The sequence below is a fragment of the Microbacterium arborescens genome, assembly GCF_049707515.1.
GTDB classification, from domain to species: Bacteria; Actinomycetota; Actinomycetes; order Actinomycetales; family Microbacteriaceae; genus Microbacterium; species Microbacterium arborescens_B.
Map to the genome: position 1 here is coordinate 1 of NZ_JBNAFI010000006.1, position 19,266 is coordinate 19,266.

The 19,266-nt window shown below is 68.3% G+C and carries 22 protein-coding genes; 13 read left to right on the top strand and 9 right to left on the bottom strand.

Features of this window, described 5'->3' with window-relative positions:
* Positions 1 to 294 precede the first annotated feature (294 nt).
* Positions 295 to 1,134 carry a hypothetical protein gene (locus tag ACPYN5_RS12050; protein ID WP_424449230.1) on the top strand — a complete coding sequence of 280 codons (840 nt, stop codon included), beginning with the start codon at positions 295 to 297 and terminating at the stop codon, positions 1,132 to 1,134.
* 77 nt (positions 1,135 to 1,211) lie between these two features.
* Here the strand turns inward: ACPYN5_RS12050 and ACPYN5_RS12055 are convergent, their stop codons facing one another.
* Together ACPYN5_RS12055 and ACPYN5_RS12060 are read right to left on the bottom strand one after the other, a co-directional pair.
* Complete coding sequence (locus tag ACPYN5_RS12055; RefSeq protein WP_424449231.1) at positions 1,212 to 2,066, bottom strand: aldo/keto reductase; 855 nt, start codon at positions 2,064 to 2,066, stop codon at positions 1,212 to 1,214.
* Between the two features lie 51 nt (positions 2,067 to 2,117).
* Entirely contained in the window at positions 2,118 to 3,095 is a 978-nt protein-coding gene (locus tag ACPYN5_RS12060; RefSeq protein ID WP_424449232.1) for an aldo/keto reductase, read from the bottom strand.
* Positions 3,096 to 3,207: 112 nt separating this feature from the next.
* On the opposite strand from ACPYN5_RS12060, the gene ACPYN5_RS12065 reads away from it, so the two are divergent.
* Both ACPYN5_RS12065 and ACPYN5_RS12070 read left to right on the top strand, forming a co-directional pair.
* On the top strand, positions 3,208 to 4,074 hold the full coding sequence (locus tag ACPYN5_RS12065; protein ID WP_424449233.1) for a helix-turn-helix transcriptional regulator: 867 nt from the start codon (positions 3,208 to 3,210) through the stop codon (positions 4,072 to 4,074).
* A gap of 40 nt (positions 4,075 to 4,114) precedes the next feature.
* Positions 4,115 to 4,510 carry a hypothetical protein gene (locus ACPYN5_RS12070; RefSeq protein ID WP_424449234.1) on the top strand — a complete coding sequence of 132 codons (396 nt, stop codon included), beginning with the start codon at positions 4,115 to 4,117 and terminating at the stop codon, positions 4,508 to 4,510.
* Positions 4,511 to 4,651: 141 nt separating this feature from the next.
* Here ACPYN5_RS12070 and ACPYN5_RS12075 read toward each other — a convergent pair whose 3' ends face one another.
* Together ACPYN5_RS12075 and ACPYN5_RS12080 are read right to left on the bottom strand one after the other, a co-directional pair.
* Positions 4,652 to 5,263 (bottom strand): cysteine hydrolase family protein, encoded by a 612-nt coding sequence (locus tag ACPYN5_RS12075; protein WP_424449235.1) that lies wholly within the window; start codon positions 5,261 to 5,263, stop codon positions 4,652 to 4,654.
* Between the two features lie 145 nt (positions 5,264 to 5,408).
* Complete coding sequence (locus ACPYN5_RS12080) at positions 5,409 to 6,026, bottom strand: hypothetical protein (RefSeq protein ID WP_424449236.1); 618 nt, start codon at positions 6,024 to 6,026, stop codon at positions 5,409 to 5,411.
* Between the two features lie 172 nt (positions 6,027 to 6,198).
* On the opposite strand from ACPYN5_RS12080, the gene ACPYN5_RS12085 reads away from it, so the two are divergent.
* The 4 genes from ACPYN5_RS12085 (at position 6,199) to ACPYN5_RS12100 (ending at position 9,187) form a co-directional block, all read left to right on the top strand.
* Positions 6,199 to 6,708 carry a PadR family transcriptional regulator gene (locus ACPYN5_RS12085; RefSeq protein ID WP_424449237.1) on the top strand — a complete coding sequence of 170 codons (510 nt, stop codon included), beginning with the start codon at positions 6,199 to 6,201 and terminating at the stop codon, positions 6,706 to 6,708.
* On the top strand, positions 6,705 to 7,685 hold the full coding sequence (locus ACPYN5_RS12090; RefSeq protein ID WP_424449238.1) for a zinc-binding alcohol dehydrogenase family protein: 981 nt from the start codon (positions 6,705 to 6,707) through the stop codon (positions 7,683 to 7,685). Before ACPYN5_RS12085 ends, ACPYN5_RS12090 begins: the two co-directional genes overlap by 4 nt.
* 179 nt (positions 7,686 to 7,864) lie before the next feature.
* Positions 7,865 to 8,668 carry a hypothetical protein gene (locus ACPYN5_RS12095; RefSeq protein WP_424449240.1) on the top strand — a complete coding sequence of 268 codons (804 nt, stop codon included), beginning with the start codon at positions 7,865 to 7,867 and terminating at the stop codon, positions 8,666 to 8,668.
* A gap of 195 nt (positions 8,669 to 8,863) precedes the next feature.
* Complete coding sequence (locus tag ACPYN5_RS12100; protein ID WP_424449241.1) at positions 8,864 to 9,187, top strand: hypothetical protein; 324 nt, start codon at positions 8,864 to 8,866, stop codon at positions 9,185 to 9,187.
* Positions 9,188 to 9,191: 4 nt separating this feature from the next.
* Here the strand turns inward: ACPYN5_RS12100 and ACPYN5_RS12105 are convergent, their stop codons facing one another.
* From ACPYN5_RS12105 to ACPYN5_RS12125, 5 genes are all read right to left on the bottom strand, one after another.
* Positions 9,192 to 9,719, bottom strand: coding sequence for a thermonuclease family protein (locus ACPYN5_RS12105; protein WP_424449242.1), 528 nt, complete (start codon positions 9,717 to 9,719; stop codon positions 9,192 to 9,194).
* Positions 9,719 to 10,396 (bottom strand): hypothetical protein, encoded by a 678-nt coding sequence (locus tag ACPYN5_RS12110; protein ID WP_424449243.1) that lies wholly within the window; start codon positions 10,394 to 10,396, stop codon positions 9,719 to 9,721. Before ACPYN5_RS12110 ends, ACPYN5_RS12105 begins: the two co-directional genes overlap by 1 nt.
* Positions 10,397 to 10,401: 5 nt before the next feature.
* Positions 10,402 to 10,782, bottom strand: coding sequence for a ParB family protein (locus tag ACPYN5_RS12115; RefSeq protein ID WP_424449244.1), 381 nt, complete (start codon positions 10,780 to 10,782; stop codon positions 10,402 to 10,404).
* 10 nt (positions 10,783 to 10,792) lie between these two features.
* Positions 10,793 to 11,038, bottom strand: coding sequence for a hypothetical protein (locus ACPYN5_RS12120; RefSeq protein ID WP_424449246.1), 246 nt, complete (start codon positions 11,036 to 11,038; stop codon positions 10,793 to 10,795).
* Between the two features lie 162 nt (positions 11,039 to 11,200).
* Positions 11,201 to 11,998, bottom strand: coding sequence for an MOSC domain-containing protein (locus tag ACPYN5_RS12125; RefSeq protein ID WP_424449247.1), 798 nt, complete (start codon positions 11,996 to 11,998; stop codon positions 11,201 to 11,203).
* Between the two features lie 164 nt (positions 11,999 to 12,162).
* Here ACPYN5_RS12125 and ACPYN5_RS12130 point away from each other — a divergent pair, with 164 nt between their 5' ends.
* From ACPYN5_RS12130 to ACPYN5_RS12155, 6 genes are all read left to right on the top strand, one after another.
* Entirely contained in the window at positions 12,163 to 13,116 is a 954-nt protein-coding gene (locus ACPYN5_RS12130; RefSeq protein ID WP_424449248.1) for a formate/nitrite transporter family protein, read from the top strand.
* Positions 13,117 to 13,191: 75 nt separating this feature from the next.
* Positions 13,192 to 15,768, top strand: coding sequence for a nitrite reductase large subunit NirB (gene nirB, locus ACPYN5_RS12135; RefSeq protein ID WP_424449249.1), 2,577 nt, complete (start codon positions 13,192 to 13,194; stop codon positions 15,766 to 15,768).
* Entirely contained in the window at positions 15,765 to 16,199 is a 435-nt protein-coding gene (gene nirD / locus ACPYN5_RS12140; RefSeq protein ID WP_424449250.1) for a nitrite reductase small subunit NirD, read from the top strand. The genes nirB and nirD overlap by 4 nt, the downstream gene beginning before the upstream one ends.
* Positions 16,196 to 17,425: a uroporphyrinogen-III C-methyltransferase gene (gene cobA / locus ACPYN5_RS12145; RefSeq protein WP_424449251.1), complete on the top strand. Its 1,230-nt coding sequence runs from the start codon at positions 16,196 to 16,198 to the stop codon at positions 17,423 to 17,425. The genes nirD and cobA overlap by 4 nt, the downstream gene beginning before the upstream one ends.
* Positions 17,422 to 18,567, top strand: coding sequence for a uroporphyrinogen-III synthase (locus ACPYN5_RS12150; RefSeq protein WP_424449252.1), 1,146 nt, complete (start codon positions 17,422 to 17,424; stop codon positions 18,565 to 18,567). The genes cobA and ACPYN5_RS12150 overlap by 4 nt, the downstream gene beginning before the upstream one ends.
* Positions 18,564 to 19,262 (top strand): sirohydrochlorin chelatase, encoded by a 699-nt coding sequence (locus tag ACPYN5_RS12155; RefSeq protein ID WP_424449253.1) that lies wholly within the window; start codon positions 18,564 to 18,566, stop codon positions 19,260 to 19,262. The genes ACPYN5_RS12150 and ACPYN5_RS12155 overlap by 4 nt, the downstream gene beginning before the upstream one ends.
* The last annotated feature ends 4 nt before the right edge of the window (positions 19,263 to 19,266 follow it).

Below are 19,266 nucleotides of genomic sequence, written 5' to 3' on the forward strand. Positions count from 1 at the left end.
CAGCGTACTCGTCATCGGGAGCTGACCGGCGCCACCGAACGATCACAGAACACCGCCATCAAGCGAGCAACTCCACAGTCGACAGCCACCCGACACAACTCGTTCCACAATCGATCGTTATCGGTCGGGGTGCATGCCAGGGTTGTCACATGACTCAACGCGAGGTTCCGGGTGGGTATTGACTCGTTTCGCCGCGGTGGCGTTAGCCCGGAATCTCCCTCGAGGTTCGAGTGGGTCGGTGACCAGCTAGAGCCAACGGTGTTGCTCCGTCAGCGGCTCACCTACCGCCTCGACATGATCGCCTCGCTCCGCAGGCATGTCGGTGAAGGCGTTTCTGAACTTGCGAAGCCAGGCTCGCCGATGCGCTTGGACGATCATGTTCTGCAGCCGTTTCAGCTTTCGCACGAAGTCGGGCATGCGATCGCAATGGCGCTCGACGCGCTGGGGACGCTCGAGATCATCTTGCGCGACCCTTCCGGGAATCTACGCATCCCTCTGTTCGGGATCTATCCGGTTGCACGGCAGGCTCTTGAGGCCGCGGCCATCGGGCTTTGGATCGCCGCGCCTGAGAATCCGACGGTGCGTCGCATCCGCACTCTCCGTCTCCACGCGCACGAAGCGCGGGAAGAGGCGAGCCTCATTGCGGAGTTCTTGAAGGAGCGGCCGGGTGATGACCCGCGGGGGCGCAAGCGCAAAGCTCGCCAGAGACAGGCGCAGAGCACCAAACCGACGCGTGTTGATCGGATTCTCGAAGTCGCAACTGGCGCGCGCCTCGATCCTGCGGAGGTCAGAAAGGGGGTCCCATCCATGCGCGGCCTGCTCGACGACGTCGATGCGCTGCACCCGATGCCCGAGGCAGGAACACGCGCGATCTGGCAATACCTCTCCGGCCTCGCACATCCCTCTCAACTACGCGCAATTCAGGCCTCGGACCTCGAACTTTCGGCAACGTCCGAGCCAGGGATCTCCCACGCGCGCATGACAGCGAAGGAGGAGATGGTGCTCCTGTCCCTTGATGCGGCCCTGATGCTGGTGGGCAACCTCCTCGACGCTGTTGCCGAGTGCGGGGGCAATCCCTCCCTACGTTGGCAGCGAGACGACCTTGCCGTGCCGCCGGGTTGGCGGGTTAGGTAGTCGCGCAGACGAGTTCACGCATCGCCTGCCCCACTCAGCCGGTTATTGTCGACACGGCCGCGTAGCCGTGACTATTCCTAGCCCTCCGCGCGTCCGGCGAGCCAGCGAACCATCTCGGGGTCGGCGTGGGAGAAGAACTGCGACTGGCCAACGTCGAGTGACGCAATGTGGCCCATGTCCTCGGCAGTGAGTTCGAAGCCGAGGACATCGATGTTCTGCTGCATCCGCTCGAGCTTGACCGACTTTGCAAGTGACACGACGCCGCGCTGGAGCAACCAACGCAAGACGACCTGGGCAGGTGCCTTGTCGTACTTCTCACCGATTTCGGTCAGCACCGGGTTGGTGAACAGGTCGTTCTTGCCCTCAGCGAAGGGTGCCCACGCTTCGAGGACGACGCCTTCCTTGGTGAGGAGTTCCTGGTAATCGGTTTGCTGGTGGAAGGGGTTGGTTTCCATCTGATTCACCGCGGGCACGATCTCGCTGAACTGGATGAGGTCGATAAGCCGGTCGGGGGCGAAATTGGAGAGGCCGATCGCGCGGATACGGCCGTCCTTGTGCAGCTTCTCCATGGCCCGCCACTCGCCGTAGTAGTCACCGAAAGGTTGGTGGATCAGGTACAGGTCGAGGTAGTCCAGGCCGAGCTTGCGCATCGACGTCTCGAACGCTTCGAGAGCGCCCTGCTCACCACGCTTCTGGATCCACAGCTTGGTCGTGATGAAGAGTTCTTCCCGGGGAACGCCGCTGGCAGCGATGCCTCGGCCGACAGCTTCCTCATTGCCGTAGCTGGCGGCGGTGTCGATCAGACGGTAGCCGGCGCGGATGGCGTCGATCACGGCCTGCTCAGTGTTCTCGTCAGGGATCTGGAAGACGCCGAAGCCGAGCAGCGGCATCTCGACCCCGTTGTTCAAGGTGACGGTGGGGGTGGTGGTCATGATCTTTCCTTTCAGCTGCGCCGTGAGGCGCGAGGAGGTGAAGGGTTGTGTTCAGTAGCCGGCAGGCGGTCTGACGACGTAGTGCTTGTTGAGTTGGTCGATCTCTGCGCCGGTGAGGGCGAGGTCGACGGCTGCGGCGGCATCGTCGAGGTGGTTCGGTTTGGTCGCGCCGACGATGGGGGCACTAACAACGGGGTTGGCTAGCACCCAGGCGAGGGCGATCTGAGCCATGGGCACGCCGCGTTCCGCAGCGATCCGCTCAACCACGTCGATGACGGGCTTTTCCGCGTTCGGGTCCGCGAAGTGGGCGCTGCCGACAGGGTCGTTCTGGGAGCGCGTGCTGGTCTTCTCACCGAAGGGACGAGCGACCCGACCCTTCGCGAGCGGGCTGTAAGGGATGCTCCCGACGCCCTGGTCTGCGAGCAGACCAAACATCTCTCGCTCTTCCTCGCGGTAAAGGAGGCTGTACTGGTCCTGCATCGACACAAACCGCGTCCACCCGTGCACGTGGGCGGTGTGCTGGAGCTTGGCGAACTGCCAGGCGTGCATCGCGGAAGCGCCGAGGTAGCGCGCCTTTCCCGCCTTCACCACGTCGTGCAGCGCCTCCATCGTCTCCTCGACGGGCACCGTCGGATCGAAGCGGTGGATCTGCAGAAGGTCGAGGTAGTCCGTTCCGAGTCGCGTCAACGATGCGTCGACTTGCTCGAGAATGGCCTTACGTGACAGGCCGCGACCGCCCGGACCGTCATGCATGGGGAAGAACACTTTGCTGGCGAGAACGATCTGCTCGCGGGTTGCGAACTCGGTGATCGCCCGCCCGACGATCTCTTCTGAGGTGCCCTTGGCGTAGACGTTCGCGGTATCCCAGAACGTGATCCCCAGTTCCACGGCCTGCCGGAAGAACGGCGCCGCTCTCTCCTCGTCAAGCACCCACTCGGCGAACCCGCTGGCGGGGTCACCGAAGCTCATGCACCCAAGTGCGATCCGGCTGATGTTCAAGCCGGAGCTTCCCAGACGTGTGTACTGCATTATGGGTGTCCTTCCGATCGGGGGCCGAAGCCCAGTCAACGCTCGCCCCACCGGGCGATACAGGCTCTCGCAGAACCCCCCTCATATTCAGGGCCGGTCGTAGCCTCGAATCATGGAAACCGGAAACGAGTTACGCGAGTTCCTCGTGTCGCGGCGCGCACGGATCACCCCCGCGCAGGCCAAGCTCCCCGCGTACGGCGGGAACCGCCGAGTCGCGGGTCTTCGGCGCGAGGAAGTCGCGATGCTCGCCGGGGTGAGTGTTGACTACTACACCAAGCTCGAACGCGGAGCGGTGGGCGTTGTCTCCGAGTCGGTTCTCGACGCCGTCGCCCGGGCTCTGCAACTCACGCGCACCGAACGCGATCACCTGTTCCACCTGACCGGCACCACCGCCTCTTTGCGCACTGCCTCCCGCCCGGTGCGGGCTCTGGTCAGACCCGCCGTGCAGCGCATCCTCGACGGCCTCAGCGAATCACCCGCATTCGTCGGCACCGTCACCCGCGGCCTCGTCGCCGCCAACACCCTCGGACGCGCGACCTACTCACCCCTGTACGAGGCCGCGCCCGACGGCATCCCGAACACCGCCCGATACACGTTCCTCAACCCAGGCGCCAAGAAGTTCTTCATTGAATGGGACACCGCCGCAGCGAACCTGGTCGCGAACCTGCGACGCGAACTCGGCACCGACCCTCTAAACCGCGACCTGCAACAACTCATCGACGACCTCAACCGCGACAGCACCGAGTTCCGGGCGATGTGGCGATCCCATGACGTGCGCACACACGACGCCGGCATCAAATCCATCCACCACCCCGTCGTCGGTGATCTTCACCTGACGTTCGAATCCATGCCGCTTCCCGCCGACCCCGGCCAGAACCTGATCATCTACGGCGCCGAACCCGGATCAGAAACAGCCGATCGACTCCGTCTCCTCGCAAGCTGGAGTGCCACATCACAGGCATCCGATGCCACCACGTGACGGGCACCGGAGGGAGGCCGCGGCCATAGGAGCCCTCACGATGAGCCTTGCCCTCGCGGGCTGCTCCCCGGCCTCAACCTCCGATGACCGGGCGAACACAGCGTCGCCGAGCAGCACCGCACTGGAAGGCAGACCCACGACAACCCAATACCGCGACGGCACCTACGAAGCACGCGGCTGGTACGGCAGTCTGCCCTCGCACCACGACGTCACCCTCACGATCGAGAACAACACCGTGACTGACGTCGACATCACCACCCCAGCGGAAGACCGCACCTCCCTCGGCTACCAGCAACGCTTCGCGGCAGCACTCCCCCGCGCGATCGTGGGTCGCCCCATAGACGAGCTCAGCGTTGATCGACTCGCCGGCTCAAGCGGATGCTCTGAGGGATTCATGAACGCTCTCGCGCAAATCAAGACCGACGCCCGCCCCTAGGGGTCGACCTGCGTCTGGACCCACGCCGAAACTCCCCGCCAAAACCCAGTTGCGACCACCGTTTTAGGCGCAGCTCCACAGGCCAGCCGACACGAGCCGCCGTAAACGATCGTTTTCGGCGGGGTCCCTACGGCCGATCGTTTAGCTCGGCGAGGCGTCTTCAAATTGGAGGAGCGCGGCGGCGGCGGTCGTGGTGATGATGGTCGCGATGTTGGTGAGGGCGTAGTTCAGTGCAGCGTTCTGCCAGTCGGCGCTGAGGCTCGATGTGGCGTCGGAGACGATGGACACGTTGTAGCCGTGGTCGGCGGCGTCGCGCACAGTGTGTTCGACGGCCATGTTTGTCCACGCTCCAACGACGATGAGGGACTGCACGCGGAGGTTGCGCAGGAGGGTGTCGATCTCGGTGCCGTTGAAGACACTCATCCGGGTTCGGTCGAGGACGATTTCGTTCTCGCCCGGCGTGAGTTCGGTGACGATCTCGGCTCCCCAGCTTCCGATCTTGAACGTGTCGGGGGCGAGCATGCGGAAGACGGGTGCATTTGCGCCACCGACACCGACGAGCGGATGCACGATGATCCGGCTGTGGAACACGGGGACGCTGTGCGCTCGCGCGGCCTCGACGATTGTGGCGATGTTCGCGACGACGTTCTGGGATTCGGCGTGTTGGGCTGCTCCGAAGGAGGCGTAGGCGCCTTCTGCTCCGACGGTGTCGTTCTGCATGTCGACGACGAGTACGGCGGTGGTGCTGGTCATGAGTGGTGATTCCTGTTCGGGTTCAGTCGAGCGAGTGAATGGGTGACAGCTACCGTCCCGGCGCCTTCGGCGTGTCCTGGGCGGGCGTCGTCTGCGGGCTGGGATACGAGGTACTGAGCGTGAGCGATGTCCAAAGCGGCGAAGATCATCGGGAGCCGCCGTCGGTGGTGGGGGTTCCCGCTTGGCCCGGGGCTCGCTGACCCGGGCTCGCCGACGACGATCGCTCTCGGCGCGCGTCCACCGTGACATTCGCGAAGAGGGCGTCAGTGCCTATGTCTACGAACAACCCCACTCCCGACCCCGTGGCCGGGTCCAGGCGTGGGACCTGCAGGACCTCTGCCCCGTCGACAAGTGGGGTGACCTTCTCCGAGCTGATCCGGACGGTGAGGCGTGTCCAGGTATCGAGCCCGACGTCGGCGGGCCGTTCGTACTCCCCGGCTTTCTCATCGCGGAGACGGTCGAAGGGCCAGTTGGGGTAGGAGAAGTACTGGATCGCGCGCTGGTCGCGCGGTGAGGGTGGGTTCTCGCGGGCCCCGTTGGCGGGACGGAGGTACACGCACTCGAAACGGGTGAAGTCGTCGGTGATGTGGAATGCGAGGCCTGCAAAACCTCGGGACATCTCCGACACACCGTGCCGGATCGATCCACGGATATCGACGGCGACCGTGCCTGTGTCGAGCCGATCGGGCAGGAGAAGGAACGTCGGCTGGTCGACGTAATCAACGCCGGCCACACCTGCCTCGCGCGACGGTTCCAGGCGCACGCGCACGCCTGTACGTCCGTCCGCACTGCCGGGGACGGCAACGACTCCGACGGGCACTCCGGCGGCCAGGTCGGGGCGCGGGCCCCGCACGTGCTCACTCATCCGAACCTCCACAGTTGACTCTCACGTCACCCTCGAAACGATATACCTCGAAACGAGGTACAGTGACCATGTGATCGAACTGATGGTGCTGGGGTTTCTCGTCGACGGGCCCCTCCACGGGTATGAGCTGCGACACCGGATGGAGCGGCTGCACGGCTACGCCCGGAAGATCAGCGACGGCACCCTCTACCCCGCGATCGCGCGGCTCGTGGCGGCGGGTCACATCGACCGTCACGCTGAGGATGGCAGTGCCGGGGCATCGCGTCAGACCCTGACGCTGACGCCATCTGGCCGTGACCAACTCGAGAGCCGTCTCCGCGAAGCGAATGGTCACGACATCACCGACGGAGACCGATTCTTCGTCGTGCTGGCGTTCCTGTCGCATCTGCCAAACCGCGGCGACAGAGACGCGGTACTGCGCCGGCGGCTCGACTTCCTGTCCTCGCCCCGGCCGTTCTTCGACGACGCGGCGGACCCTGACCCTTATCGAGCGGGGATGCTGACGCTTGCCCGTACGTACAACCACGCGCAGCGCGCGTGGATCCGATCGTTGCTCGATGACATCAAGGACAACCGATGACCACCATGCGAGCCGCCGTCCTCGACGCACCCGGCGGACCCGATGCGTTCACCGTTCGAGACGTTCCCTTGCCCGCATCACGTGAAGGGTGGGTGCGTATTCGTGTGCGCGCGTTCGGACTCAACCGCTCCGAACTGATGACTCGCCGCGGGCTCTCGGGCGACGCAGTGACCTTCCCCCGCATCCTCGGGATCGAGGCGGTCGGCGAAGTCGACGACGACCCATCGGGCAGCTTCTCCCCAGGACAGCAGGTCATGACACTGATGGGCGAGATGGGGCGCCAGTACGACGGGGGCTACGCCGAATACACCTCCGTGCCCATCGGCCAAGTGATCCCGTTCCGTTCCGAGCTCCCCTGGGACGTGCTCGGCGCGGTGCCAGAGATGCTGCAAACCGCCTACGGCTCGATCAGCGTCGGCACCGACACTCAGGCCGGCCACACCCTCCTCATCCGCGGAGGAACCTCATCAGTCGGAATGACCGCAGCCGTCCTCGCCCACCGCGTCGGCGCAACCGTAATCTCCACCACCCGCAGCCCCCACAAAGTCGCCACACTCAAAGAACTGGGAGTGGCACACGTGGTCATCGACGACGGGCAGATCGCGTCAAAGGTTCGCGGCATCGCGCCGGCCGGTGTGGACGGCGCCATCGAACTCGTCGGAGCCACAACCCTCCCCGACACCCTCCGCGCAGTGCGCCCCCAGGGGGTCGTCTGTTTCACCGGCATGCTCTCCGAACAGTGGAGCATCCCCGACTTCTACCCCATCGACGTCATCCCGCAAGGCGTCCGACTCACCGCCTACAGCGGCGAAGCCCACAACCTCCCCCGCGGCGTCTTGCAAGAATTCCTCGACGACGTCGCAGCCGGCCACGCACGTATCCCCATCGACACCGTCTACCAACTCGACGAGATCCACACCGCACACCAACGCATGGACAGCGGCGACGCCACCGGCAAACTCGTCGTGCTCACCTGATCCGACACCCGGACCAGAACCCGGCATGCACCGAAAGTGTTTGCCGAAACCAGGTTACGAACCCCGTTTGTGAAGGGCGCTCGCGACCAATCACTACCCACATGCCAGAAACGATCGTTTTCGGTGAGCGCACCGGACCTCCGAAAAGGGCGCACACCTGCACCGGTAACCTGCCCTCTATGCGCATCTCAGAGAAGACGGTCGGGCTGCTGATCGAGTACGTCGCGGCCAACACGTCGCAGGCAAATCTGGGCGCTCTGCTGAAGCGCCACGGACTCGGCGGCGCCGATCCCGGGCCACCCGCCCGCAAGTTCTCCGACATGAGCAAAGCGAAGAGGGCAGACCTAGCTCTCAGCGCAGCGTTCAAGGCGCGCAAGGAGGACGAGCTAATCGACCTCGCGACAACCGCTCTGCGGAATCAAGAAGATGACCCCTCGGCGCCAGAGTGGGTACGCGATCTGCTGGCGTCCCTCCGCGCTGACGGATTCGCTTGCACCCCGACCACGACCACGACCCCCACCGGGACGACGTGGGCGCCCAGTTCCACGACGGAGGTCCGGTGGTCAATCACTCCGCTGGGCTTCACCGGACTGCCTGTCGCCTCACTCGCGTCGGACCTCGCTGACCAACTCACTGCCAAGGGGTTTACGACCGCCGCCGGTCACTACCAACAAGCGCTCAACGCGTTCCACTCTCAGGACTGGGCCGCATCGAACAGCCAACTACGGACCACCTTCGAGTCTGTGCTGCTCGATCTCGCTACCCGCCGCACCGGGACTACCCCCAAGGGCGGTGGCGCGGCGATCGACGCCCTCGCCAATAACGGGGATCTGCCATTTGGCCCGAACGAGTATGTCCGCGGACTGTGGAAGCTGAGTCACGTGGGCGGTTCGCATCCCGGCCTCAGCGACGAGGAAGACGCGCGGCACCGCATCTACGCCGTTAGCGCGATCGTCAGCTGGCTCGCTCGCACCCTCGGCTAATCGGTTATCCGGTCGCTCTATGCTGTGGGTGCCGGCGCATGGTGCTCGTTTCCCTCCGGGCGGCGCCATGGCCCCGCCGCCGGCAGTCCGCTGCGCGGCTTGGGGGCGGCGCAGCGGACGCCCCTGCCCCGCCGCGCTGAATAGAACGAATGTTCTAACGCCGTTACCCTGGTTCCGAGAGGGGCAGGTGTGGCCGTGGGGACGAACAAGCGATATGCAGCCGCGGTCGACCGGCGGATGGATCAGAAGATCCTGGAACGCATCGCACGGGACGCCGGCCCGCTGCAGACGCTCTCACGGGAAGAGATCGGCCTCGACACCGAGCCGGTGACGATCGACCCGAAACCCAAGCCCGTCCGGGCGTGGGTGCGGTTCGGTGCAACCCCGGTATGGGTCGACGGGCAGGCGTGCCGTTGGACGGCTGATGCCGTGGCGATCCGGTTCCTCGTCGGTGAGGCGGAACATCGCACCTGGGTCTGGGCCTCGGCCGTGACACCCATCGTCACCACGCCGCGGTGACAGGTCAGCGCTCGCACGCGGACCACAGGCCCGCCCCCGCCGCGGCCGCCGCGTCCTGAGCGGCTTTGTGGACGTCCTGGCCGCCGTACGGCGCGTCATAGGTGTACTCGTAGCCCATGCCGGCGGCGATCGCGTCCTCCGCGATACTGCGGTCGTCGACGATGACGTGGCGCAGCAGCCGCCCGTACCGGTCAGCGTCATCTTGGGTGGGATCGGGGTAGAGCTCGACGGTGCGCCCGTACAGGGCATCGTTGACGTACTCGCGGGCTTCCTGGGCGTAGCACTCGTCAGCGGCGCCGTCGCGGCCAATCTCGGGGGTGTCTATCCCGATGATCCTCACCCGCTCGGTTCCGAGGCCTGTCCGAACATCGATCGTGTCGCCGTCGACGACGGCGGTGACCTCAGCCCTGATCCCCAGCACGACGGGCGCACCATTGGGAATGGGTGTGCCGATGGGCGCCGGGGTGCATCCGGCAAGAACGATCGCGAGGACGGGGGCGACGATGATGCACTCTCGGGGAGCATTCGGCATCAGTCGAGGGGCAGAGGGCGAATAGTCGCCAGTCGCACGCGGTCGAGGTATGAAAGGCCGGCGCGCCGGAGCGCGTTGGCCGGCGTACCGTCGCTGTGGTCGGGAGCTTCGCCTGTCATTGGCATGGGGGCGTTGGCGCGGGCATACTCGTGGATCTGGTCGCTGAGTTCGCACCAGTCCGATTCCTGCCACTCCTGGGGCGCTACCAGCTCGACACCACGGCTGATCCCGCGCTCAGTCAGGTATCGACGCGCGGTGGTCAGGTATGCCTCGGCGTACTTCGTGAGATCTTGTTCCCACAGCCGGCCGGCCTCGATCGACACAGCACTTGCGGAGGAGAGAGCATCCGACTGCGGATGCCCGGCAGCCTCAGCACGGCCCCGGACAGCCTTTGCGATCGCACCGACGTCCTGCATCAGCGCCATTTCTCGCGTCCACGCATCAGTGCCACGTACGGTCATGCCAGGGCTCCTGAGCACGGCCCGAAACTCCTCAAGTCGTACACGTTCATCAGGCGTTGCAAAGGCGTCGAACAGCTCTTCGTCGATGGCATCCTCACGCAGGCCGAGCATCTCGTGGTCGTACTCGTAGAGGTCGCCTAACCCGAGGTCGTCGAACGCCGACTCAGCATCGAACGCGAGCCGCAACGGCTCGGTGGGGTAAGTGCTGTCAGCCATCGTGGTCACTCCCCCATCGGTCGGCCCTGGGGCAGTTCTCGAGCCCCCACGGGCGGGAACGGCTTGCCGCCGTTGTACTTCGCTTCCAGCCGCTCGACTTCCTTCATTGCAGCCGCGTCGAGGAACTGCGAGAGGCTGCGCACGCCCTCGCTTGCCATCGTGTGGAGGATCGCCCCGCGGATGCGGTCGGTCTTGTCTCGGTCCTGGTAGAACGACACCTTCGGCGGGTACTTGGAGCGCTTCGCGGGAGCTGCCGCCTGCGGCTCGGTCGCCGCTTCTGCGGCCTGTTGCTGCGGGGCCGGCGCCGACGGGGCGGGCTGCCCCTCCTCGGCGGTCTGGGCATCGTCTACGCGCCCGACGAGGGATGAGAGCTTTGCTCGTGCCATCGTGATTGTCCTATCTCTTTCCGTTGGCCCAGAGGCTCGTGAGCTCCAGTGCCAGGTCTTTGTAGTCGTCGATCGCGTTGGCCGTTGCCCGGCTGCGCGGGTAGGTCGTGACAACTTCGCCGGTCAGTGGTGCGTCGGTGTGCATCAAGTACTCGCGGATGACGCCGCGGAAGTGCGGGAGGTTCATTTCGTCGAGCATTTCGAGGGCATCGTCCTTGCGCCTGACCGCGGACGGGTCACGCTTCACACGGCTCACCAGCACCCGATACGGCACGCCGCGCGGCTCGACGAGCTGGCGGATGACGCGAACACCGGCTTCACGCTCATCGTCGCCGGCTCCGTCGGGAGGATCACGAAGTCGCTGTTACCGAGCAGGGCGCTGAGGACCTCGGCGCCTCGGCGCCACCGGCGGCCCGGTTCAGCCCTCGAGAACGACCTCGTCGCCCACCCGCACCGCTCCCCCGCCGGCGGTGGGCAGCAGCAGAATGCCGAGGGTGGGCTCGGCCTGGTCGAACTCGGTCGTCAGCACGCGCAACAGCCGCGCGTCGCGCTCGCCCGTGTCGGGGTTCGCGAGGATCGCGGCGCATCGCCCGATGGGTTTCTGCACGTCGAAGGCAACCTCGCCGATCCGGATGCGGCCGCGCCAGGCCAGCTCGTCCCAGGGTGGGACACCCGCGATGACGATGTTCGAGCGGAACCGGCGACTGTCGACGGGGGCGGGCACCGCGGCATCCACCTCCGCGACCGACGCCTCCCCGTGGAGTGAGACGTAGCCGCGGGCGCGGTCCTGGAAGCGCGAGGTCGCGCCGTCGCCGACGAGTCGCAGCGGCAGCACGCCCTCGCGGTCGAGGCGTCGCGCGTCGCCCGACTCCCGCACGAAAGCGGTAATCGCGTCCTCGAGTTCGCGCCGACCGGCGTCGTCGAGGCCCGCCTCGGCCAGCACGCTGCCATCGACGCTCAGCCGCAGTCGGCGTTCGTCATGGTCGAAGGTCAGCGCGACGCGAGCCAGCGCCGGGAAATCCATGAGCGCGAGGCCCCGGCTCTTCGGCCACGACTCGAGGCCATCGGCATCCTCCGGCTGCACGGCGTCGGCGAAGCGAAACGCGAGCACGCGGTCGCCGGCGATGCGGCCGTCGGCCTGGACGACGAGGTCGTCGCGTTCCTCGGGTGTGAAGCCTTTGACGGGGTAGCGGTACAGGGCGGAGACGACGGGCACACCGCTACTCTGCCCCACCGCGGCGGGCGGCCGATCTCACAACCGGCGGCGGCGCGAAGTGAGAAAGAGGTAACCGAACGGGCGATCAGAGAGACCGCCGGGGAAACACCCCGCCTCTAGCGTCGAGCACCATACCCACCGGCTCTCGACCGAAGGAGGACGCCATGTCCTACGTCAAGCCCACTGAACTCGTCCAGACCGTCATCGACGCCGGAGCGTCGAAGGTCATGCTCTCGACCCGCGACACGCTGATCCGCTCCATCATGGGCGGCGCGGTGCTCACGATCGCCGCGGCATTCGCCATCACCATCAGCGTCACGACGGGAAGCCCGCTGCTGGGGGCGGTGCTGTTCCCGATCGGCTTCATCATGCTGTACCTGCTCGGATACGACCTGCTGACCGGGGTCTTCGTGCTCGCTCCTCTCGCGTGGTTCGACCGGCGCCCGGGGGTCACGCTCGGCGGCATCCTCCGCAACTGGGGCCTGGTGTTCCTCGGCAACTTCATCGGTGCCTTCACCGTCGCGGTGCTGATGGCGATCGTCGTCACCTACGGCTTCTCGACCCCGCCCAACGAGGTCGGCGAGGCCATCGGCCACATCGGCGAGGGCCGGACGGTCGGATACGCCGAGCACGGCGCTGCGGGCATGCTGACGCTCTTCATCCGGGGCGTGCTGTGCAACTGGATGGTCGCCACGGGCGTCGTGCTCGCCATGATCTCGAAGGATGTCATCGGCAAGATCTTCGCGATGTGGATGCCGATCATGCTGTTCTTCTTCATGGGGTTCGAGCACTCCATCGTGAACATGTTCCTGTTCCCCTCGGGTCTGCTCCTCGGCGGCGACTTCACGATCATGGACTACCTGATCTGGAACGAGATCCCCACCGTGCTCGGCAACCTCGTCGGCGGCCTCGTCTTCGTCGCCGTCCCGCTCTACTTCAGCTACGGCCGTCCCACCTCGCCGCGGAGCCTCCGGCCCGCCAAGCGGAACCGCACGCTCGCCACCGCGCCCACCGCGCCCACCGCGCCCACCGCGACGCCGGCACCGACCGCGCCCGAGACGGATGCCGCTGTGGTGGCCGCTGCCGCCGCGACCTCGCCCGAGACCGCCCGGGTGTGACCCATGGCCCGCACCGTAAACAGCCCGAAACATGCCGCTGACGGCACGGCAACCTCCCCCGCGTACGGTCACGGCATGAGCTCCACCGGCCCCACCCGCCACGTCGTCGTGGTGGGCGCCGGGATGGTCGCGCACCGTTTCGTCGAGAGCCTGCTGAGCCGAGCTGACGACACGTGGCGCGTGACGGTCGTCGGCGACGAGCCGCGCCACCCGTACGACCGCGTCGGGCTGACCTCGTTCTTCGCAGGTGCCGCCGCCGAGGACCTCGAGCTCGACCGGACGCCTCTCGACGACGAGCGCGTGCGTTTCCTCCGCGGGCGCACCGTCACTCGCATCGATCGCGACGCCGCCGAGGTGCTGGTCGACTCCGGCGAGCGCATCGGCTACGACCGTCTCGTGCTCGCGACCGGCTCGTACGCGGCGCGGCTCGCGGTCGACGGCTACGACCACGAGGGCTGCTTCGTCTACCGCACGCTCGACGATGTCGAAGCCCTCGAGGCCTTCGTGCAGCGGCGGTCGGCCGAGCTCGGGCGCCGACTCACCGGCACCGTCATCGGCGGCGGACTCCTCGGGCTCGAAGCCGCCGGGGCGCTCCAGGGACTCGACGTCGACTGCACCGTCGTGCAGTCCTCCGACAGGCTCATGTCGGCTCAGCTCGATCTTCCCGCCGGCGATGCGCTGCGCCGCCTGATCGCAGCACGCGGAATCGGGGTGCGCACCTCGGCGCTGACCACGCGCCTCGACGCGGACCGCAGCGGTCAGGTCGTGGGCCTCGAGTTCCGCGACGGCACGTGGGAGCGCACCGACGTCGTGGTCTTCACCGTCGGCGTCCGCCCGCGCGACGAGCTCGCCCGGGACGCGGGCCTGACCGTCGACCCTCGCGGTGGCGTCGTCATCGACGACCGGTGCGACACCTCGGACGACCGCATCCTCGCGATCGGCGAGGTCGCGAGCTTCGACGGGCAGTGCGTGGGCCTCGTCGCCCCGGGCTACGCGATGGCCGAGGTGGCCGCGACGCGCCTGCTCGGGCTCGAGGCGACCTTCGCCGGGTTCGACGTGTCAACCAAGCTGAAGCTGTCGGGAGTGGATGTCGCGAGCTTCGGCGACGCGTTCGCGCAGACCCCCGGCGCCCTCGACGTCGTCTACGCGGACCCGGTGGCAGGCGTCTACAAGAAGCTCGTGCTCTCGGACGACGCGAAGACCCTGCTCGGCGGCATCCTCGTCGGCGATGCCTCCGCGTACGGGTCGCTGCGCCCGCTCGTCGGCGGCCCCCTCGGCGGCGACCCGGCCGCCTACCTCATGCCCGACGGCGGCGTGGCCGCGCCGACCGGCGAGCTGCCCGACGCCGCCCTCGTCTGCTCGTGCAACAGCATCACGGCAGGAGGCATCCGTTCGGCCGTCCACGACGAGGGCTGCACGGATGTCGCCGCGGTGAAGGCGTGCACGAAGGCCGGCGCCGCGTGCGGGTCATGCGTCCCGATGATCAAGAAGCTCCTCGGAGCCGAGCTCGCGAAGTCGGGCGCGACCGTCAGCAACGCCCTCTGCGAGCACTTCGACATGTCGCGTCGACAGCTCTTCGACGCCGTGCGTGTGTCGGGCCTGACGACCTTCAGCTCGGTCATCGAGCGCTTCGGCTCCGGACGCGGCTGCGACATCTGCAAGCCGGCGCTCGCCAGCATCCTCTCGACCCTCACCGGACGCCACGTGCTCGACGGCGAGAACGCCGCCCTGCAGGACACCAACGACCACGTGATGGCGAACATGCAGAAGGACGGCAGCTACTCGGTCGTCCCGCGCATCCCGGGCGGGGAGATCACTCCCGCGAAGCTGCTCGTGATCGCGCAGGTCGCGCAGGACTTCAACCTCTACACGAAGATCACCGGCGGGCAGCGGATCGACCTCTTCGGCGCCCGGCTGGAACAGCTGCCCGCGATCTGGGGCCGGCTCGTCGAGGCCGGCTTCGAGTCGGGGCACGCCTACGGCAAGTCGCTGCGCACGGTGAAGTCGTGCGTCGGGTCGACCTGGTGCCGGTACGGCGTGCAGGACTCCGTCGGCATGGCGGTGCGCCTCGAGCTGCGGTACCGGGGGCTCCGGGCCCCGCACAAGTTCAAGCTCGGGGTGTCGGGATGCGCGCGCGAGTGCGCCGAGGCGCGCGGCAAGGACGTCGGGGTCATCGCGACCGAGACCGGCTGGAACGTCTACGTCGGCGGCAACGGCGGCTTCACCCCGCGGCACGCGGTGCTGCTCGCCGAGAACCTCGACGACGACGCCCTGCTCACCGCGATCGACCGCTTCCTCATGTACTACATCTCGACCGCCGACCGGCTGCAGCGCACGGCTCCGTGGTTCGAAGACCTCGAGGGCGGGATCGACGGTCTGCGCGCCGTCATCTTCGACGACTCCCTCGGGATCTGCGCCGACCTGGACACCGCGATGGCCCGTCACATCGACGCGTACGAGGACGAGTGGGCGGCGACCCTCGCCGACCCCGACAAGCTGCGGCGGTTCGCCTCGTTCGTCAACGCACCCACGACGCCGGACCCCTCGCTGGCCTACACGGTCGAGCGCGGCCAGCCGCGGCCGGCGACGGCCGGCGAGCGCGCCGACGACCGGGTGCTCATCGCCGGCACGACCCTGGAGGTGCGGCGATGACCCTGGTCAGCGACAGCACGAGCGTGACCGACAGCACGAGCGTCAGCGACAGCACGAGCGTGTCCGACAGCGCGCCCGGCAGCCGCAGCTCGGCCTGGACGCCGGTGTGCCGGCTCGCCGACCTCGAGGTCGAACGCGGCCGTGCGGCGCTGCTCGGCGACCGCCAGATCGCCCTCTTCCTCCTGCACGACGGGAGGGTGCACGCCGCCTCGAACCTCGACCCGTACAGCGGCGCGAACGTCATGTCGCGCGGCATCGTCGGAACCCGCGGCAATGCGCCCACCGTCGCCTCACCCATGTACAAGCAGGTCTTCGATCTGCGGACGGGCGTGTGCCTCGACACCCAGGGCAAGGAGCAGCTCTCCCTTCCCGTGTGGCCCGTCGCCGTCGACGACGGGACGGTCTTCATCCGCGACGGGGGTGTCACATGACCACGATGCTGGGACTCTCGCTCACCGGTCGCCGGGTCGTCTTCGTCGGCGGTGGCGCGGTGGCCGCGCGCCGGCTCGACCGGTTCCTCGCGGAAGGAGCCGATGTCCGCATCGTCTCCCCCGAGCTGGGCGAAGACATGCGTCTCGCGGTGGCCGCCCACGGGTTGGCCTGGGTCGCCCGCGCGGTGCAGGAGGACGACATCGCCGACGCGTGGCTCGTGCACTCGGCGACCGGCATCCCGCGGGTGGATGCTGCCGTCGCAGCGTGGTGCGAATCGCGACGCGTCTTCTGCGTGAACACCTCCGACGGCGCGCACGGCTCGGCACGCCTGACGGCCGAGACGCGCAGCGGCGATGTCCTCGTCGGCGTCGCCTCCGACGCCGGCGTGGACCCGCGCCGGGCCGTGCGCCTCCGCGACGCGATCGCCGCCGCCCTACGGGCCGGGACCCTCCCCCTCCGGCGGCGCCGGCGCGGCGGCGGCCGGGTCGATCTCGTCGGCGGCGGACCGGGGCCGGCCGACCTCATGACGGTGCGTGGCCGGCGCCTGCTCGCCGAAGCGGATGTCGTGGTGGCCGACCGCCTCGGACCGGTCGACGTGCTCCGCGAGCTCGAGCCCGGCGTCGAGGTCATCGATGTCGGGAAACGCCCCGGCCACCACCCCGTGACGCAGGACGAGATCAACGCGCTGCTCGTCGCCCACGCCCGCGCGGGCAAGCGGGTCGTTCGGCTGAAGGGCGGCGATCCCTTCGTCTTCGGACGGGGCGGCGAAGAGGTCGCCGCCTGCCACGCGGCCGGCATCCCGGTCGAGGTCGTCCCCGGCCTCACCAGCGTCGTGTCGGTGCCGCAGGCCGCCGGCATCCCCGTCACCCACCGCGGCGTCTCGGCCGGGCTCCACGTGGCCAACGGCCAGGGCGCGATCTCGGCCGCGACGCGGGCGGCGCTCGGCGACGACGCGATCACGACGGTCGTGCTCATGGGAGTCGCCGCGCTGCCGCGCATCGTCGAGGCCGCCCGCGCCGCGGGGGCGCCCGGCCGGCGACCGGTCGCGATCGTCGAGCGGGGACACACGCCGCAGCAGCGGACCACCCGGTCCACGCTCGACACCGTGCTCGCGGATGCCGCAGCCGCCGAGGTGTCGAACCCCGCGGTCATCGTGATCGGCGAGGTCGCTCGGGCGGGCCTGCTGCTCGCCCCGGTCGAGGAGCAGGAGCGCGTCATCCGGTGAACCAGTCCGTCCGTCCCGCGCTCTCGGCCGCCCTCGGCGGCTGCACGGTCGTCATCGCCGTCGACCGGCGATCGACCGAGCTCGCGACGGCGCTGGAACGGCACGGGGCGACGGTGCGCCACGCTCCGGCGCTGAGCATCGTGCCGCACATCGACGACGAGGCGCTCATCTCCGCGACGAGGTCGCTGATCGCCGACCCGCCGGATGTCGTCGTCGTCACGACCGGCGTGGGCTTCCGGGGCTGGATGGAGGCGGCCGACGAGGCGGGACTGCTCGACGACCTGCACGACGCGTTCGCCTGTGCTCAGATCGTCGCGCGAGGACCCAAGGCCCGCGGCGCGATCCAGCAGGCGGGCCTGACGGCCGACTGGGTCGCCGAGTCGGAGACGTCGGGAGAGCTCGGCGAGTTCCTGCTGGCCGAAGGTGTGCGCGGCCGCCGGGTCGCCGTGCAGCATCACGGATCGGGCGCCGACGGTCTCGACGAGCTGTTCACGGGCGCGGGGGCGGACGTCGTCAGCCTGACCGTCTACCGGTGGGGTCCGCCACCGGATCCGGCGGCGGTCGCGCGCTCCGTCGTCGCGACGGCGCAGGGCGAGGTCGACGCCGTGCTCTTCACCTCGGCCCCGGGCGCGGCCGAATGGATCGCGACGGCTCGGCGGGAGGGCGTCCTCGACGAGATCGTGCGGCGAGCCGGTTCCCGCCGCCTGCTGCTCGCGGCGGTCGGACCCATCACCGCGGCCCCCATCCGCAGCGCCGGTGCAGAGCCGCTCATCGCCGAGCGCGGCCGGCTCGGATCGCTCGTTCGTGCCGTCGTCACCCACTTCGGCGGCGGACATGCACCCTCGCTCCCGACCCCGGCCGGACGCTTCGAGCTGCGGAGCGCGGCTGCGGTGCTCGACGGGCGCGTCATCCCCCTCTCGCCCACCTCGACGCTCATCCTCGAGGCGCTGTTCGCCGCCGAGGGCGGTGTGGTGGCGCGCGCCGATCTGCAACAGATCCTGCCCCGGTCGGCATCGGGCGAGCACGCCCTCGACGTCGCGATCGCGCGCACGCGTGAGGCGCTGGGCTGGCCGACACTCATCCGGACCGTCGTCAAACGCGGCTACCGGCTCGACCTCACGCCGACGGGGACGACCTCATGACACCGGTGCTCATCGCCTGCTCTCACGGAACCAGTTCCCTCGAGGGACGCGCGGCCATCGCGGGTGTCGTCGCGCGGGTGCGGGGGATGCTTCCGGGCGTCCGCGTCGAGGAGGCGTTCGTCGACGTGCAGGAGCCCGAGATCGATGCCGTCGTGGCCGAGGTGCCGGCGGGTGCGGCATCCGTCGTCGTGCCGCTGCTGCTCTCGACCGGATTCCACACGCGCGTCGACATCGCCCGCGCCGTGGCTGCCGCACCCGGCCCGTGCGTCGCCACACCGGCGCTCGGGCCGCACGACCTGCTCGCCGGTCTGCTCGCCGAACGGCTGCGCGCCGCGGGGCTGAGTCCGGACGCCGCGACCACGGGCACAGATGCGGTCGTGCTCGCAGCGGCGGGATCGTCCGATCCGGCCGCCGAGGTCGACGTTGCCGCGATGGCCGAGCTGCTGGCCGCACGCCTGGGCCTCCCGGTGTCGGTGGGCTTCGCCGCGGGCGCGGGTGTGCGCATCGGTGCGGCCGTGACCGCGGCCCGGGCGTCGGGCGCGTCCCGCGTGTTCGCCGCCAGCTACGTACTGGCGCCCGGCCACTTCGCGGGCGTCATCGCCGCCGCCGGCGCCGACGTCGTCACCGAACCGCTGGCGCCCGACGACGCGGTGGCCGCCGTCGTGGTCGAGCGTTACCGCGCGGCGCTGGTCTGAGGCC